The sequence below is a fragment of the Rhizobacter sp. genome, assembly GCF_035702065.1.
Classification (GTDB): domain Bacteria; phylum Pseudomonadota; class Gammaproteobacteria; order Burkholderiales; family Burkholderiaceae_C; genus Rhizobacter.
The window spans coordinates 1-16,017 of sequence record NZ_DASSRA010000405.1; the positions used below are offsets into that span (position 1 = coordinate 1).

Consider the following 16,017-nt stretch of genomic DNA (forward strand, 5'->3'; position numbering starts at 1 on the left):
AAGCAACGCCCGCGGAACCGGCTTTGCCGGGCCGCCGGGTGGCGCCCCGTGGGGGCAGGAGCGAAGCGACTGGGGGGCTAACGTTCTATCCGGGCGTAGGCCGAATGGTTGTGGATGGACTCGAAGTTCTCCACATCCACGCTGTAGCGGCCGATGCGCTTGTCGGCGTTGAGCCGCAGGGCCACGTCACGCACCAGGTCCTCGACGAACTTGGGGTTCTCGTAGGCGTGCTCGGTGACCCACTTCTCGTCGGCCCGCTTGAGCATGGGCCAGATCTCGCTGGAGGCCGACTCCTCGGCAAAGCGCACCAGCTCGCCCCACGATACGTCTTGCAGCAGCTCGGCGCGGATGGTCACGTGCGAGCGCTGGTTGTGCGCACCGTAGTCGGAGATCTCCTTGGAGCAGGGGCACAGCGACTTCACCGGCACCAACACCTGCGACCACACCGTGGTCTGGCCGTTGACGGCCTCGGCAACCCAGCTGCCCTGGTAGTCGAGCAGGCTTTCCAGGCCCGACACCGGCGCACGCTTGCGGATGAAGAAGGGGAACTTCACTTCCACACGCCCTTCGGTCGCGTGCAGCTTCTCGAGCATGGCGGTGAAGTGTGTGCGCAGCGAGGCGACGTCGAGCGGTTCGTTGTTCAGCGCATCCAGCCACGCCACGAAGCGCGACATGTGGGTGCCCTTCTGCTCGGCCGGCAGCGCCACGGCCATGTCCCACACGCCGATCGTCGGCTGGGGCGTCTTGCCCATGCGCAGGCTCAGCGGGTAGCGCACGTCCTTCACGCCCACACGCTGAATGGCCAAATGGCGCTCGTCGCGCTCGCTCTGCGTATCGGGGATGTGCAGCGTGTCTTTCAACGCGCTCTTAACGTCGGTCATGTGGTTCATAACTAGCAAGGATGACAGCTAATCGACGCCCTGGCGGGCCCAAGGGCATCCGGCTGCATCGCCTCTTGCTATCGGCTGGCCGCCGGCCGCAACAGGGCCGGCCGCGCGCCGAAGCGCTTGAGGATCGACTGCTCGATGCCCGCGGCATCCAGGCCACACAAGCTGAGAAGCTTGGCGGGGTCACCATGCTCGATGAACTCATCGGGCAAGCCCAGAGTGAGAACCGGCACCTCGATGCGCGCCTCGGCCAGTGCTTCCTGCACCGCACTGCCGGCGCCGCCCATGAGGCAGCCTTCTTCCACGGTCACGATTGCATCATGGCTGCGCGCCAATTCAGTCACGAGCGCGACATCGAGCGGCTTCACGAAGCGCATGTTGGCCACGGTGGCGTTGAGGTTCTCACCGGCCGCCAGCGCCGGGTACAGCAGGGTGCCGAAGGCCAGGATGGCGATGCGCTCGCCCTGGCGGCGCACTTCGCCCTTGCCCCAGGGCAAAGTGGTCAGCGCCGGCTCGACGGCCACGCCCGCCCCCGCGCCGCGCGGGTAGCGCACGGCCACCGGGTGGTCCTGGTGGAAGGCGGTGGTGAGCAGCTGGCGGCACTCGCGCTCGTCGGCCGGCGCCAGCACGCTCATGTTGGGAATGCAGCGCAGGTAGGCGATGTCGTAGGCCCCGGCATGGGTGGCGCCGTCGGCTCCCACCAGGCCGGCGCGGTCGAGCGCGAACACCACCGGCAGGTTCTGAATCGCCACATCGTGCACCAGCTGGTCGTAGGCGCGCTGCAGGAAGGTGGAGTAGATCGCCACCACCGGCTTCATGCCTTCGCAGGCCAGGCCAGCGGCAAAGGTGACTGCGTGCTGCTCGGCAATGCCCACGTCGAAGTAGCGCTGGGGGAAGCGCTGTTCGAACTCGACCATGCCCGAGCCTTCGCGCATGGCCGGCGTGATACCGACCAGGCGCTTGTCGGCCTCGGCCATGTCGCACAGCCATTGGCCGAACACCTGGGTGAAGGTCTTCTTGGGCGGTGTGGCAGGCTTCTGCAAGCCCACCTTGGGATCGAACTTGCCCGGCCCGTGGTAGTTGACCGGGTCGGCTTCGGCCAGTTTGTAGCCCATGCCCTTCTTGGTGACCACGTGCAGGAAGAGCGGGCCCTTCATGTCGCGCAGGTTCTCGAGCGTGGGGATCAGCGAATCGAGGTCGTGGCCGTCGATGGGGCCGAAGTAGGTGAAGCCGAACTCTTCGAAGATGGTGCCCGGCACGACCATGCCCTTGGCATGCTCTTCGAAGCGACGCGCCAGTTCGAACAGCGGCGGCGCGTTCTTCAGCACGTTCTTGGCAGTGTCGCGGGCGGCCGCGTAGAACTTGCCGCTCATCAGGCGTGCCAGGTAGCGATTGAGCGCCCCCACCGGCGGCGAGATCGACATGTCGTTGTCGTTGAGCACCACCAGCATGTCGGCGCCCGCCACACCACCATTGTTGAGCGCCTCGAAGGCCATGCCGGCCGTCATGGCGCCGTCGCCGATCACGGCCACCGACTTGCGGTCCTCGCCCTTGATCTGGGCTGCGATGGCCATGCCGAGCGCAGCCGAGATCGAGGTCGACGAATGCGCGGTGCCGAAGGTGTCGTACTCGCTCTCAGGGCGGCGCGGGAAGCCCGACAGCCCACCCAGTTGGCGCAGCGTGGACATGCGGTCGCGCCGGCCGGTGAGGATCTTGTGCGGGTAGGTCTGGTGGCCCACGTCCCACACGATGCGGTCGTGCGGTGTGTTGAACACGTGGTGCAGCGCGATGGTCAGCTCCACTGTGCCGAGGTTGGACGACAAGTGCCCGCCAGTCTGCGAAACGCTCTGCAGCACGTAGTCGCGCAGTTCCACCGCCAGCTGCTTCAGCTCGGGACGCGACAGCTTGCGCACGTCGGCCGGGCTTTCGATGGTGTTGAGCAGATCGTGTTTCATGTCAGGTCCGCCGGGCCGCTCCCAAGGAGCTGACGCGCCCCCTTGGGGGGCAGTGAACGAAGTGAGCGTGGGGGTGTGTTCATGTCAGCTATCCCTGTCCACCACTCTGTCGGCCAGCTCGGCGAGCCAGGTCACGTCGACCAGCGAACTGCGCGCCAGGGCCGCCTGGGCCTTCTCGCGCAGCTCCTTCGCATGGCGCCGGGCCGCCTCCAGCCCGAGCACCGTGACGTAGGTGGGTTTGTTGTTGTGAAGGTCTTTGCCGGCCGTCTTGCCCAGCGTCTCGGAGGCCTGGGTCACGTCGAGGATGTCGTCGACGACCTGGAAGGCCAACCCCACGGCGTCGCCGTAGTCCGCCAGCGCCTGCCAGGCCGTGGGGCTGCTCTCCCCGCAGGCAGCACCCATCAGCACGCTGGCTTGCAGCAAGGCACCGGTCTTGCGATGGTGCATGTCGCGCAGCGCCACCTCGTCGAGCGCCACGCCGATGCTGGCCAGGTCGATGGCCTGGCCGCCGGCCATGCCGGCGTGCCCGGCGGAACGGGCCAGCAGCGAGCACAGCTTGGCCTGCAGCGCGGGGGCCATGCCCTGCTCCGGCGTCAGGATCTCGAAGGCCAGGGCTTGCATGGCGTCTCCGGCCAGCATGGCCTGGGCCTCGCCGAACTGCACGTGTACGGTGGGCTTGCCGCGGCGCAGCACGTCGTTGTCCATGCAAGGCATGTCGTCGTGAACCAGCGAGTAGGCGTGGATCAATTCCACCGCGCACGCCGCACGCAATGCGGCCTCGCCACTGCCGTCGACGGCATCGGCCGCAGCCAGGACCAGCAGGGGACGCAGCCGCTTGCCGCCATCGAGCACGCCGTAGCGCATGGCCTGGCCGAGGCCGGCCGGGGCGGCACCCGGCACCCAGGCCGACAGGGCCGACTCGACCGTGTCGAGCTGGCTGCGTGACCAGTTGTCGAAATCGACGGCGGGACTCATTCGTTCTTCCAAGGCTTCAGTTGGCCGTCTTCGAGCACTTTGACCTGCGACTCGACCGCTTCCAGGCGCTCGCGGCAGAAGTTCAGCAGGTCAGCGCCGCGGCGGTAGCTCTGCAACAGGCCATCCAGGGGCAGCTGTCCGCCTTCCATGGCCGCCACCAGGGCTTCCAGTTCGGCCACCGCCTGTTCGTAATTGGCGGGCATCGGGCTGGAGGTCGGGGCGGAGGGTACTTTGGCCATCAGAGGGGGGCAAAAGCAAGATTGTAGTCAGCCAGCCCAGCCGGGGGCGTTGTCCGCACGCACCAAACCAGGACAGCTCCCCAAAAGAGACCTCAAACCGGGGACAGATCCACCCCCGTGGGTACAATCCCGCCCTCGCTGAATGACAGGGCTCAAAACCCGTCCGCGCCGTGCGCAGCGAAGACATCCCACCCGCAAGCGATACACGGGTGGCACGTTCACATCGGTTATAGGAAATCTCGGGATCATGTCTGACCTGAGCCTCGCTCTCCCCTCCCTTGGGACTGCTCTCGAGCAACCCCGCCTCCAACTCCCGGTTTCAGCCTATTTCGACAGCGACCTGTATCGCCGCGAAATGGAACTCATCTTCCAGCACGGCCCGCGCTATCTCGGGCACGAGCTGGCGGTGCCCGAGATCGGCGATCACTACGCCCTGCCGCAGGAAGGCGAAGGCCGCGCCCTGGTGCGCACGGCGCAAGGCATCGAGCTCATCTCCAACGTCTGCCGACACCGGCAGGCGGTGATGCTGCAAGGCCGCGGCAACACGGGGCAGAACATCGTGTGTCCGCTGCACCGCTGGACCTACGACCTCAAGGGCCAGCTGATCGGTGCGCCGCACTTTCAGCAGGACCCTTGCCTGCACCTCAACCGCTACAAGACGCGCACCTGGAACGGCCTTGTCTTCGAGGACAACGGGCGCGACATCGTCTCCGAGCTGTCGGCGCTCGGCCCGCGCGCCGACCTCGACTTCAGCGGCTACGTGCTGGACAAGGTTCACATGCACGAGTGCGACTACAACTGGAAGACCTTCATCGAGGTCTACCTCGAGGACTACCACGTCGGCCCCTTCCACCCCGGCCTCTCGCAGTTCGTCACCTGCGACGACCTGGCTTGGGAGTTCGGCCGCCACCACTCCGTGCAGACGGTGGGCGTGAACAAGGGCTTCGCCAAGGCCGGCTCGGCCACCTACCTCAAGTGGCACGAGGCCGTGCTCAGGTTCCGCGAAGGCCGCTTCGACGACCCGATGCCCAAGCAGGGCGCGATCTGGCTCACCTACTACCCGAACATCATGGTCGAGTGGTACCCGCACGTGCTGGTGGTGTCCACGCTCTACCCCAAGGGCCCGCAGAAGACGCTCAACGTGGTGGAGTTCTTCTACCCCGAGGAGATCACCGCCTTCGAGCGCGAGTTCGTCGAGGCCCAGCAAGCGGCCTACATGGAAACCTGTGTCGAGGACGACGAGATCGCCCTGCGCATGGACGCAGGCCGCAAGGCCTTGTTCGAACGTGGAGACAACGAGGCCGGGCCGTACCAGTCGCCAATGGAAGACGGCATGGAAGAGTTCCACGCCTGGTATCGCCGCACGATGAACTTCAAGGCTTGATGGCAACCCCTCGTCCGCTGAGTACACCGGCCGATCCCCCGCGGGGATGCGGGCCTGCTTGGGAGCGGCCCGGCGCTCGGCCTGCGTGATGCGCATGACAGCGCCCGTCCTCATGATCCTGGCATCGTTTCTGTTCGCCAGCATGAGCGTGTGCGTCAAGCTCGCCTCCGAGCTGTACGAGACGGGCGAGATCGTGTTCTACCGCGGCGCCGTGGGCGCGCTCACGCTGGCGCTGGTGGCCTGGCGCCAGGGCGGCACGCTGCGCACGCAGGTGCCGGCGATGCACTTCTGGCGCAGCATCAGCGGCGTGCTGGCGCTGAGCCTGTGGTTCTATGCCATCGGCAACCTGCCGCTGGCCACGGCGATGACGCTCAACTACATGTCGTCGGTGTGGATGGCGCTCTTTCTCATCGGCGGCGCCGTGATGCTGGGCACCTCGCGCGTCGACGGCCGCCTGATCGCCACCGTGCTGCTGGGCTTTGCCGGCGTGGCGCTGATTCTGAGGCCCACCATCGAGGAGAACCAGCTCTGGCACGGCCTGATCGGCCTGCTGTCGGGGATGATCTCTGCCACCGCCTACCTGCAGGTGACGGCGCTGGGGCGGGCCGGCGAGCCGGTCTACCGCATCGTCTTCTACTTCTCGCTGGGTGGCATGCTGCTCGGCGCGGCCAGCACGCTGTGGACCGGTTTGCACGGCCACACCTGGCGCGGCGCCGCGCTGCTGCTGGCGGTGGGCGTGCTCGCCACCACCGCGCAGATGCTGATGACGCGCGCCTACAGCACCGGCAAGATGCTGGTCAACGCCAGCCTGCAGTACCTGGGCATCGCCTTCTCCTTCGTCTACGGCGTGCTGCTGTTCAACGACAAGGTCACGTGGATGGCGCTGCTGGGCATGCTGTTCATCGTCTTCTCCGGCCTGGCCGCCACCCTGTTGCGCAGCAAGGCGGCCTTCGCCGACACCACCAGCCCCACCGAAAGCTGAGCGCATGCACCCTCTCGTCGCTGCCGACCAGCTGCTGTCCGGCGCCATCAAGCCGCTGCTGCTGGACTGCAGCTTCGACCTGGCCGACCCGGCCGCCGGCGAGCGCAGTTACCGTGAAGGCCACCTGCCCGGCGCGCACTACGTGCACCTTGACCGCGACCTCTCCGGCGCCAAGACCGGCCGCAACGGACGCCACCCGCTGCGCGAGCGGGCCGACTACACACACTGGATGGGCCAGCTCGGCATCGCCCCTGGCGTGCCCGTTGTCGCCTACGACCGCCAGGGCGGCATGTACGCCGCACGCGCATGGTGGGTGCTGCGCTGGATGGGACATGCCGACGTGGCCGTGCTCGACGGTGGCCTGGCCGCCTGGCAGCAAGCCGGCGGCACGCTCACGCAAGCCCTGCCCTCCGCCGCGCAGCAGGCGCCCTACCCCTCGCTGCCGCCGGCCGTGCCCACCCTCGATGCACGGCAGCTCCAGGCGCGCCTGGGCGAGGTGCGGGTGATCGACGCCCGCGCCCCCGGGCGCTACCGAGGCGAGGTGGAGCCGCTCGACGCGGTGGCCGGCCACATCCCGGGTGCGCTCAATCGCTTCTTCAAGGACAACCTGCAGGCCGACGGCCGCTTCAAGCCGGCCGAACTGCTGCGTGCGGAGTTCGCGCCCCTGCTCGACGCGCGCCCGGTGGTGCACCAGTGCGGCTCCGGCGTGACCGCCTGCCACAACATCCTGGCGATGGAGTTGGCCGGCCTGGGCGTGACAGCGCTCTACCCCGGCTCCTGGAGCGAGTGGTCGAGCGACCCGACACGCCCCATGACCCGGGCGTAGGCCTTGACCTACATCAGGAGGCGCGGCGCAGACGGTTGACCCTGGCACGGGCCGACGCTACCGTGGCGCTGAACGCTCCTGTTCGCTTCCGGAGATGGTCATGTTCAAGCGCATCCTGGTTCCCACAGACGGCTCTGACATCACCAAGAAGGCCGTCGACACCGCCATCGGCCTGGCCAAGACGCTCAACGCGCGGCTCTACACGCTGAGCGTGAAGGAGCCCTTCCCCTACAGCGCGATCTCCGAGATGCAGCCCACGCCTCCGCAGGAGTTCTTCGACGCGCAGGAGCGCATCGCCTCGTCCCGCGTCAAGGACGTGCGCGACGCCGCCCAGGCCGCGGGCCTGCAATGCGACGCCCAGACGGTGGAAGCACTGCACCCCTGGGAGGCCGTGATCGAGCATGCCGGCCGCCAGGAATGCGACCTGATCGTCATGGCCTCGCACGGTCGACGCGGCGTCACTGCCTTGCTGCTGGGCAGTGAAACCCAGAAGGTGCTCACGCACACCAAGGTGCCGGTCCTTATCGTGCGCTGAGCTTGCACGAGGGGCTCTCGTCGGCGCAGGGCGCCCTCGGGGCGCGGTGCTAGTGGGTGTGCTGCACGAAGTGCAAGACGCCCACGATGACCAGCATGCCCGCGGCCAGCCAGGCCAGCTGCGCCAGCGTGTCCTTCATCGACAGGCGGTGCTGCAGCTGCGGGATCAGGTCGGCCACCGCCACGTAGATGAAGCTGCTGGCAGCAATCACCAGCAGGTAGGGAAACAGCTCGACCCACGGGCCCACCACGAAGTAGCCAATCACGCCACCCACCACGGCCGCCAGGCCCGACATCGCGTTGTAGAGCAGCGCCTTGCTGCGCGACAGGCCGGCGTTGAGCAGCACGATGTAGTCGCCCACCTCCTGCGGGATCTCGTGGGCAATGATGGCCAGCGAGGTGACGAGCCCGAGCTGCGGGTCGGTGAGGAACGCGGCGGCGATGATGATGCCGTCGCAGAAGTTGTGGATGCTGTCGCCCATCAGCACGCTCCAGCCGCCGCGCCCCGCCTGCTGCTGGTCGAAGTGATGGTGATGGTGGTGGCCATCGCCCTGGTGATGATGGCTGTGCCGATACAGCTCGGCCTTCTCCAGCAGGAAGAAGAAGATCAGCCCCGCCAGCAGCGTGCCGAACAAGGCCTGCGGGCTGGCCTTGCTCTCGAAAGCCTCGGGCAGCACGTTGAGCAAGGCGGTGGCGAGCAGCACGCCGGCCGACAGGCTCACCAGGTGGTGGACCACGCGGCCCAGCACCTTCACGGTGAGGCTGGCGGCGATCAGCACCGACAGCAGACCGCCCGCGAAGGTGGCCACGATGATGTACAGAAGGGTCATGGGGGCAGGGACACAAAAAAACCGCGCAGTCCGCGCGGCTTGGCGAGGCCCGAAGCTTAGCGCGTGAATGGGCTGGACGTGCCCGCCGTGAAGCAATCCACGACGCGCCGTGGGCCCAGCCGCGCCGGGTGTACGGCCCACCCCACAGAAATCGGCACTTTTCGCCTGAAACGCCCACGGCGCGGGGGGATGGGAGGTTCTCACCCTTGTGCCCCACGCTGGCCGCGGCAATCCTTGCCCATTCGCCGTGCGCATGACAGGGTAGAAAGCGCCGGCCTGCTGCTGTCCACCGCATCTTGCACACCACCTCTGCCACCGTCACGGAAAGTGCGCTCGCCACCGAGGCAGAGCTGTCCGATCTGGTCGAGCCACCCAGCAACGACCTGCGCGGGCGGCTGCGCGCCATGCAGGTGCAGGCGGTGCTGATGCTCACGCCCATGGTGGTGGCGGCGAACGTGGTCGGCGTGGCCACGCTGTGCCTCACCTTCCGCAACGACGTCCCCTTGCCGGCCCTGGTCGCCTGGGCGCTGGCCCTCGCCGGCGGGGTGGGCCTGGGCGTGCGGGCCTGGTGGCGCCTGCGCCGCGGCCACGCGCCCACCCATGCGTCGCCGCGCGCCACCACGCATGCCACGCGGCATGCCGCGTTGATGGGGCTGCTGTGGGCGCTGCCCCTGCCGCTGATGAGTTCGGTGGCCACGCCGGCGCAGTTCCTGATCCTCACCAGTATCACCGTGGGCATCATGTGCGCGGGCTCGGCGGCGCTGGCCCCGATCCGCAACGCCACCACCGCCTTCCTGGCGCTGATGAGCGCCGGCGCCCTTGCCGCGGTGCTGCAGTTGAGCGCGGATGCCGTCGCACCGATGGCCATGCTGCTGGTGGTCTACGTGGCCGTGGTGCTCGCGGGTGCACAGTCGTGGTCGCGCCTGTTCAAGGCACGGGTCGTGGCCGAGCTGCGTGCCGAAGGCCAGCGCGAGGTGATCGGCCTCTTGCTGCACGACTTCGAGCAGCACGCCGCCGACGTGCTGTGGGAGATCGACAACGAAGGCCACCTGCGCAAGGTGTCGCGCCGCATGGCCCGCCTGCTCGGACGCACGGAAAGCGCACTCGAGGGACGCAGCCTGCTCGAACTGCTGCAGCGCCGTCAGCGCAAGCTGCGCGAATCGGTGGCGGCCGAAGGTGAAGTGGCACTCAGGCGGCTGGCCCATCACCTGCAAGACCGGACGCCGTTCAGCCACATCGAGCTGCCCGTCAGCATCGCCCGGCGCACCATCTGGTGGTCGCTCACGGCCAAGCCGGTCGAAGGTGGCAGCGGCTGGCGCGGCGTGGTCTCCAACGTCACCGCGGCGCGCGAAGCGCAGCACCACGTGTGGCAGCTCGCGCATTTCGACGCCGTCACCGACCTCAGCAACCGCCACCGCTTCCGCATCGAGCTCGACAACGCGCTCGAGAGCGTGCGCCAGTCGGGCGAGCAATGCGCCGTGCTGTGCCTCGATCTCGACGGCTTCAAGACCGTCAACGACGCACTCGGCCACGACACCGGCGACCAGCTGCTGCGCGTGGTGGGCCAGCGCCTGCAGGCCGCACGCCGCGAGGGCGACGTGGTGGCCCGACTGGGCGGCGACGAGTTCGGCCTCATCGTGCGCGACGTCTCCGGCCCCGACGAGGTGGCGCTCGTCGCCGGCCGCATGCTGTACGCGCTGAGCAAGCCCTGCGAGATCGGCGGCGTGACGGTGCCGCTGGGCGCGAGTCTGGGCATCGCGCTGGCCCCGCGCGACGGCCAGGCGGCCGACGTGCTGCTCAAGCACGCCGACCTGGCGCTCTACGCCGCCAAGGCGGCCGGCCGCGGGCAGTTCAGCTTCTACACGCAGAGCATGGGTGCCCGCGTGGTCAAGCGCCTCGATGTGGAGCGTGCGCTGCGCGAGGCCATCCCGGGCAAGCAACTGCAGCTCCTGTTCCAGCCGCAGCTGCGCCTGTCGGACGGCGAGATCATCGCCTTCGAGGCCCTGCTGCGCTGGAACCACCCCGAGCTGGGCGAGGTGCCGCCGCAGGACTTCATCCCCGTGGCCGAAGAGGCCGGCATGATCCACGACATCGGCAGATGGGTGCTGCACCAGGCCTGCAAGGAGGCGCGCGCCTGGCCCGAGGCGGTGCGCGTGGCCGTCAACCTCTCGCCGCTGCAGGTGATGGCGCGCGACCTGCGCGCCGACGTGGCCCACGCGCTGGCCACCAGCGGCCTGCCCCCGCAGCGGCTGGAGATCGAGATCACCGAGTCGGTGTTGATGGCCGACAGCCACAGCACCTTGTCCAAGCTGCACGCCCTGCGCGAACTGGGCGTGCGCATCGCACTCGACGACTTCGGCACCGGCTACTCGTCGCTCGCCTACCTGCGGCGCTTCCCGTTCGACCAGCTGAAGATCGACCGCTCCTTCGTGAGCGAGATCGTGGACCGCCCCGACGCCCGCGCCATCGTGCGCGCCACCATCGACATGGCACGCGCACTGCGCATGGACACCCTGGCCGAGGGCGTGGAAGACCCCTCGGCCATCGAGCTGCTGCATGAACAGCGGTGCGGGGTGGTGCAGGGCTACCTGGTCGCGCGGCCCATGCCCGGCAGCGAGGTGCTGGCCTTCCTGCAAGACCGCGCTGGCAAGCCCCTGCCGGCCCATGCCGATTCCCTGCGGGGCGAGCCCGGCCTCTGGGCCGCGTAAGCGACCCGCCACACCGCGAACCAAGGGCGATCCGTCACGAGATTGCCCGCACAATCCCGGGCATGAACGAAGCTCTCACGTCCTACCCCGGGCACCTGGCGGCCGTCGACATGGGCTCCAACAGCTTCCGGCTCGAGATCGGGCAGCTGAGCCCGGGCCGCTACAAGCGGATCGACTACCTGAAGGAAACCGTGCGTCTGGGCGGCGGCCTCGATGCGCAGGGCCAGCTGACCGAAGAAGCCATGGAGCGCGGGCTCGCCTGCCTGCGCCGCTTCGCCCAGCGGCTCGAGGGCTACGCCAGCTTCCAGGTGCGCGCTGTCGCCACCCAGACGCTGCGCGAGGCGCAGAACCGCAACGCCTTCCTCGTGCGCGCGCAGTCGGCGCTCGGCTACCCGATCGAGGTGATCTCGGGCCGTGAAGAAGCGCGCCTCATCTACGCCGGCGTGGCACGGCTGCAGCCCTCGGACGAGCGGCGCCTGGTGATCGACATCGGCGGTCGCTCCACCGAGATGATCCTCGGCCACGGCCGCACGCCGCTGCATGCCGAGTCGTTCCGCGTGGGCAGCGTGAGCCTGTCCATGCGCTACTTCGGCGACGGGCGCTTCACCGAGAGTGCGTTCCGCGCGGCGCAGGTGGCCGCCGGCGCAGAGCTCGAAGAAGCGCTCGAACCCTTCGCCCCCAGGCACTGGCGCGAAGCGCTGGGCTCCTCGGGCACGGCCGGCGCGGTGTCGCAGCTGCTGGCCGCCAACGGCATCACCAACGGCAACATCACGCCCGACGGCCTGCGCTGGTGCATCGAGCAATGCCTGCGCGCCGGACGCATCGACAAGCTCACCCTGGCCGGCATCAAGGAAGACCGCCGCGCGGTGATCGGCGGCGGCCTGGCCATCCTGTACACGCTGGCCACGCACTTCGGCATCGAGGCCCTGCAACCCACCCGCGGCGCCCTGCGCCAAGGGGTGATCTTCGATCTGGATGAACGCCTCAACGCCGGCTCCAGCCCCGTCGCCCACGACATCCGCGACGACTCGGTGCGCGAGCTGCAGCGCCGCTTCGAGATCGACCTGGCCCAGGCCCGGCGCGTGACGGCCGTGGCCGAATCGCTCTACGCCGGCGTGGCGCCGGGTGCTGCCGGCCCGCTGGCACGCGAGCTGCGCTGGGCCAGCGCCCTGCACGAGCTTGGCATGATGGTGTCGCACCACGACCACCACCGCCACAGCGCCTACCTGCTGGGCAATGTCGACGCGGCCGGCTTCTCGCAGTCGCAGCAGCGCCGCCTGGCCGACCTGGTGCTTGCGCAGCGTGGCGGCCTGAAGAAGGTGGAGATGCAGCTCGCCGACGACAACTTCGCCTGGCAGACCCTGTGCCTGCGGCTGGCCATCATCAAGTGCCACGCCCGCGGCGAGATCGACCCGCTAGCCCTGCGGCTCACGCGCCAGGGTTCTCAGGCCGTGCTGTCGTTCTCGCCCAGCTGGGCCGAGACCCATCCGCGGGCGCTCTTCCTGTTGAACGAAGAGGTGGCCGCATGGGAGCGCGGCCCGCTGCGGCTGGTGTTGCGGTCGTAAGGATCAGAGGCAGTCGGGCGACTGCACGGCCTGCACGAGGATCTGGTATCCGTCTTCGCGCTCGCGGCTGCGCAGCCACCACACGGCGCCCTTCTTCATCACCCAGCTCTGGGCCACATTGCCCACGAGCAGTGCGGCGACCTGCCCGAGCGTGGGCTGGTGGCCGACCACCAGCACCGGCTCGCTGGCGTCGGGCCAACGCGCCACGCTGAGCAGCGCGGTGGCCGAGGCCTCGGGCGAGAGGGCCTGCACGGTCTTGAAGCTGCGCTCCAGCGCCTTGGCCGTCTGCTGCGTGCGCGCCGCCGGGCTCACCAGGATGCGGGTGGAGTGCGCCATGCGCTGGTTCAGCCATTCCGCCATGCGCTGCGCCTGCCGCTCGCCCTTGGGCGTGAGCACGCGTTCGAGGTCGTTCTGCCCTTCGCGCAGCACGTGGGCTTCGGCGTGGCGCCAGAGGATCAGGTCCATGTCGGCTCTCCCTCAGAGATAGCGTTGCATCAGTGCCTGTTGGGCACTCGGGCCGTCGGTGCCCACACGCTCGTAGCTGCCATCGGCATTGAGCTGCCAGGCGTCCTGCCGGTCGTGCAGGTAGGGCACCAGGCATTCGTCGATCACACGCTGGCGCAGTGCGGCGTCGCGCACCGGCCAGGCCACCTCAATGCGGCGGAACATGTTGCGGCTCATCCAGTCGGCGCTCGACAGGAACAGCGCCTCGTCGCCGGCGCCCTGCCCCCAGCGGAAGTACAGCACGCGTGAGTGCTCCAGCAGACGCCCCACCACCGAGCGCACGCGGATGCGGTCGGTCAGCCCGGGGATGCCCGGCGGCAGCATGCAGGCGCCGCGCACGATCAGGTCGATGTCGGCCCCGGCCTGGCCGGCGGCGATCAGGGCTTCGATCAAGGGGATGTCGGTCAGCGCATTGACCTTGGCCACGATGCGCGCGGGCTGGCCACCGCGCGCCGCCTGGGTCACCTGCTCCACATGCTTGAGCATCTGCTTGTGCAGCGTGAAGGGCGCCTGCAGCAGCTGGCGCAGCGGACGCGTCTTGCCCAGGCTCGCGAGCTGCTGGAACACCGCGTCGGCGTCGGAGGTGAGGTCAGGGTCGGCCGTGAGGTAGCCCACGTCGGTGTACAGGCGCGCCGTCTTGGGGTTGTAGTTGCCGGTGGAGAGGTGGCCGTAGCGCTTGAGCTTGCCGCCTTCGCGGCGCGTCACCAGCAGCAGCTTGGCGTGGGTCTTGAGGCCCACGATGCCGTACACCACCTGCGCACCCACCGCCTCGAGCCGCTCGGCCCAGTTGATGTTGGCCTCTTCGTCGAAGCGGGCCTTGAGCTCCACCACGGCCATCACTTCCTTGCCCCGGCGAGCGGCTTCGATCAGCAGGTCCATCAGCGGCGATTCGCTGCCGGTGCGGTAGATGGTCTGCTTGATGGCCAGCACGTCGGGGTCGTCGACCGCCTCGCGCAGGAACTGCACCACCGGCTCGAAGGACTCGAAGGGGTGGTGCATCAGCACGTCGCCCTCGCGCAGCCGCTCGAAGATCGACTCGTCGCGCGACAGGCCGCGTGGCCACGGCGCGTCATAGGGCTTGAAGCGCAGCTGCGGCGCATCGGCCGCGTCGATCAACGCGTTCAGGCGCACCAGGTTCACCGGGCCGTTCACCTGGTACAGCGCGGCCGAGGGCAAGGCGAATTGCGTCAGCAGGAACTCCGACAGCTCGGGCGGGCAGGTGTTGACCACCTCCAGCCGGATGGCCTGGCCGAAGTGCCGCGTGGTCAGGCCCGAGCGCAAGGCCTGGCGCAGGTTGACCACGTCTTCTTCGTCGACCGCGAGGTCGGAGTCGCGCGTGAGTCGGAACTGCGAGAACGCCTCGACCTCGCGGCCGGGGAACAGCTCGCCCAGGTGGGCGCGGATCACGCTCGTGAGCAGCACGAAGGCCTGCGCGCCCTTCTCATGCCCATCGACCAGCTCGTCGGGCAGGCGGATGACGCGTGGCAGCACGCGCGGCACCTTGACGATGGCAATGCTGTTCTCGCGCCCGAAGGCGTCCATGCCGCTCAGGCGGGCAATGAAGTTGAGCGACTTGTTGGCCACCTGCGGGAAAGGGTGCGACGGGTCCAGCCCCACCGGCACCAGGAGCGGGCGCACCTGGCGGTGGAAGAACTGCTCGACCCAGCGGCGCTGCGCCTCGTTGCGGTCGGAGTGGTTGAGGATCAGGATGCCTTCGCGCTGCAGGGCGGGCATCACCTCTTCGTTGAAGGCGCGGTACTGGTCGTCGATCAGCGTGTGGGCATCGGCCGCCACCGCCTCCAGGTCGCGGTTCGACACCCCGGCGCCGGGCTGGCGTGCAGCCTCGATGTAGTCGGCGAAGCGCACCTCGAAGAACTCGTCCATGTTGGACGAGACGATGCAGATGTAGCGCAGGCGCTCCAGCAGCGGCACGTCTTCGCGCCGAGCCTGGGCCAGCACGCGGCGGTTGAATTCGAGGATCGAACTTTCGCGGTTGAGAAGCGCGGGAAGGCGCGGTGCCGGAGTCATGAAACCAGTTTATGAACCTTTTGCGACGTTTCTGTGACAGCGATCCGGGCCGTGTGACAGGCGGGCACCAGGTGGGAAATGAACTCCGCACAGACCTGGCTCCAGTCGAACTGCAGGGCCCGCCGCCGCGCCGCGCTGCGCGGAATGTCCAGTGCCAGCAACGCAGCGGTACGCAGATCAGTGTGCAACACGCCGCCATCTTCGGCGTTCTGCTGGGGCGCCACCACGTCCAGAGGCCCGGGCACCGGGTAGGCGGCGACCGGTGTGCCGCAGGCCATGGCTTCGAGCATGACCAGGCCGAAGGTCTCCGAGCGGCTGGGGAACACGAAGACGTCGGCCGCGCTGTACACATTCACCAGCTCTGGCCGCGGCACCACGCCGCGCCAGTGCACCGCCGGGTACGCGCGGCGCAGGCGTTCTTCGAGCGGGCCCACGCCGTAGACCACCTTGGAGCCGGGCAGGTCGAGCCTGAGAAAGGCCTCGAGGTTCTTCTCGTAGCTGACCCGGCCCACGTACAGGAAGACCGGCCGCGGCAGGCCGAAGTCCGCGCCCTCCTCCGGCTTGAACAGGCTCAGGTCCACGCCGTGCGACCAGGGCTTC

14 protein-coding genes are annotated in these 16,017 nt (G+C 68.5%); 6 read left to right on the plus strand and 8 right to left on the minus strand.

Annotation, left to right across the window (positions count from 1 at the left end; translation table 11 throughout):
- Positions 1 to 77 precede the first annotated feature (77 nt).
- The 4 genes from folE2 to VFL64_RS17795 form a co-directional block, all read right to left on the minus strand.
- Positions 78 to 890, minus strand: coding sequence for a GTP cyclohydrolase FolE2 (folE2, locus tag VFL64_RS17780; RefSeq protein WP_489541711.1), 813 nt, complete (start codon positions 888 to 890; stop codon positions 78 to 80).
- 68 nt (positions 891 to 958) lie between these two features.
- Positions 959 to 2,842 carry a 1-deoxy-D-xylulose-5-phosphate synthase gene (gene dxs / locus VFL64_RS17785; protein ID WP_489541712.1) on the minus strand — a complete coding sequence of 628 codons (1,884 nt, stop codon included), beginning with the start codon at positions 2,840 to 2,842 and terminating at the stop codon, positions 959 to 961.
- 84 nt (positions 2,843 to 2,926) lie between these two features.
- Positions 2,927 to 3,817 (minus strand): polyprenyl synthetase family protein, encoded by an 891-nt coding sequence (locus tag VFL64_RS17790; protein ID WP_489541713.1) that lies wholly within the window; start codon positions 3,815 to 3,817, stop codon positions 2,927 to 2,929.
- Positions 3,814 to 4,056, minus strand: coding sequence for an exodeoxyribonuclease VII small subunit (locus tag VFL64_RS17795; protein WP_489541714.1), 243 nt, complete (start codon positions 4,054 to 4,056; stop codon positions 3,814 to 3,816). Before VFL64_RS17795 ends, VFL64_RS17790 begins: the two co-directional genes overlap by 4 nt.
- A 247-nt stretch (positions 4,057 to 4,303) precedes the next feature.
- Here VFL64_RS17795 and VFL64_RS17800 point away from each other — a divergent pair, with 247 nt between their 5' ends.
- From VFL64_RS17800 to VFL64_RS17815, 4 genes are all read left to right on the plus strand, one after another.
- Positions 4,304 to 5,440 (plus strand): aromatic ring-hydroxylating oxygenase subunit alpha, encoded by a 1,137-nt coding sequence (locus VFL64_RS17800; protein ID WP_489541715.1) that lies wholly within the window; start codon positions 4,304 to 4,306, stop codon positions 5,438 to 5,440.
- 94 nt (positions 5,441 to 5,534) lie between these two features.
- Positions 5,535 to 6,422, plus strand: coding sequence for a DMT family transporter (locus tag VFL64_RS17805; protein WP_489541716.1), 888 nt, complete (start codon positions 5,535 to 5,537; stop codon positions 6,420 to 6,422).
- Positions 6,423 to 6,426: 4 nt separating this feature from the next.
- Entirely contained in the window at positions 6,427 to 7,248 is an 822-nt protein-coding gene (locus VFL64_RS17810) for a sulfurtransferase (RefSeq protein WP_489541717.1), read from the plus strand.
- A 100-nt stretch (positions 7,249 to 7,348) separates the two neighbouring features.
- A complete protein-coding gene (locus VFL64_RS17815; protein ID WP_489541718.1) occupies positions 7,349 to 7,783 on the plus strand; it encodes a universal stress protein in 435 nt (144 codons plus the stop codon).
- A 49-nt stretch (positions 7,784 to 7,832) separates the two neighbouring features.
- Here VFL64_RS17815 and VFL64_RS17820 read toward each other — a convergent pair whose 3' ends face one another.
- Complete coding sequence (locus tag VFL64_RS17820; RefSeq protein WP_489541719.1) at positions 7,833 to 8,612, minus strand: ZIP family metal transporter; 780 nt, start codon at positions 8,610 to 8,612, stop codon at positions 7,833 to 7,835.
- 296 nt (positions 8,613 to 8,908) lie between these two features.
- Between VFL64_RS17820 and VFL64_RS17825 the strand changes: the two genes are divergently transcribed.
- Together VFL64_RS17825 and VFL64_RS17830 are read left to right on the plus strand one after the other, a co-directional pair.
- Positions 8,909 to 11,320, plus strand: a complete 2,412-nt coding sequence (locus tag VFL64_RS17825) for a putative bifunctional diguanylate cyclase/phosphodiesterase (protein WP_489541720.1) — start codon at positions 8,909 to 8,911, stop codon at positions 11,318 to 11,320.
- Positions 11,321 to 11,382: 62 nt separating this feature from the next.
- A complete protein-coding gene (locus tag VFL64_RS17830; protein WP_489541721.1) occupies positions 11,383 to 12,885 on the plus strand; it encodes a Ppx/GppA phosphatase family protein in 1,503 nt (500 codons plus the stop codon).
- 3 nt (positions 12,886 to 12,888) lie between these two features.
- Here VFL64_RS17830 and VFL64_RS17835 read toward each other — a convergent pair whose 3' ends face one another.
- From VFL64_RS17835 to VFL64_RS17845, 3 genes are all read right to left on the minus strand, one after another.
- Entirely contained in the window at positions 12,889 to 13,350 is a 462-nt protein-coding gene (locus tag VFL64_RS17835) for a SixA phosphatase family protein (RefSeq protein ID WP_489541722.1), read from the minus strand.
- Positions 13,351 to 13,362: 12 nt separating this feature from the next.
- Positions 13,363 to 15,417 carry a polyphosphate kinase 1 gene (gene ppk1, locus VFL64_RS17840; protein ID WP_489541723.1) on the minus strand — a complete coding sequence of 685 codons (2,055 nt, stop codon included), beginning with the start codon at positions 15,415 to 15,417 and terminating at the stop codon, positions 13,363 to 13,365.
- The coding region (locus VFL64_RS17845) for a glycosyltransferase (protein ID WP_489541724.1) at positions 15,414 to 16,017 on the minus strand (604 nt) is incomplete at its 5' end. The genes VFL64_RS17845 and ppk1, both read right to left, overlap by 4 nt.

Excerpts from the sequence above, each read along its gene's own strand:
- VFL64_RS17795 (WP_489541714.1), bottom strand. The coding sequence starts at position 4,056 with ATGGCCAAAGTACCCTCCGCCCCGACCTCCAGCCCGATGCCCGCCAAT.
- VFL64_RS17805 (WP_489541716.1), top strand. The coding sequence starts at position 5,535 with ATGACAGCGCCCGTCCTCATGATCCTGGCATCGTTTCTGTTCGCCAGC.
- ppk1 (WP_489541723.1), bottom strand. The coding sequence starts at position 15,417 with ATGACTCCGGCACCGCGCCTTCCCGCGCTTCTCAACCGCGAAAGTTCG.
- VFL64_RS17810 (WP_489541717.1), top strand. The coding sequence starts at position 6,427 with ATGCACCCTCTCGTCGCTGCCGACCAGCTGCTGTCCGGCGCCATCAAG.
- VFL64_RS17800 (WP_489541715.1), top strand. The coding sequence starts at position 4,304 with ATGTCTGACCTGAGCCTCGCTCTCCCCTCCCTTGGGACTGCTCTCGAG.
- VFL64_RS17815 (WP_489541718.1), top strand. The coding sequence starts at position 7,349 with ATGTTCAAGCGCATCCTGGTTCCCACAGACGGCTCTGACATCACCAAG.
- VFL64_RS17835 (WP_489541722.1), bottom strand. The coding sequence starts at position 13,350 with ATGGACCTGATCCTCTGGCGCCACGCCGAAGCCCACGTGCTGCGCGAA.
- dxs (WP_489541712.1), bottom strand. The coding sequence starts at position 2,842 with ATGAAACACGATCTGCTCAACACCATCGAAAGCCCGGCCGACGTGCGC.
- VFL64_RS17790 (WP_489541713.1), bottom strand. The coding sequence starts at position 3,817 with ATGAGTCCCGCCGTCGATTTCGACAACTGGTCACGCAGCCAGCTCGAC.
- folE2 (WP_489541711.1), bottom strand. The coding sequence starts at position 890 with ATGAACCACATGACCGACGTTAAGAGCGCGTTGAAAGACACGCTGCAC.
- VFL64_RS17830 (WP_489541721.1), top strand. The coding sequence starts at position 11,383 with ATGAACGAAGCTCTCACGTCCTACCCCGGGCACCTGGCGGCCGTCGAC.
- VFL64_RS17820 (WP_489541719.1), bottom strand. The coding sequence starts at position 8,612 with ATGACCCTTCTGTACATCATCGTGGCCACCTTCGCGGGCGGTCTGCTG.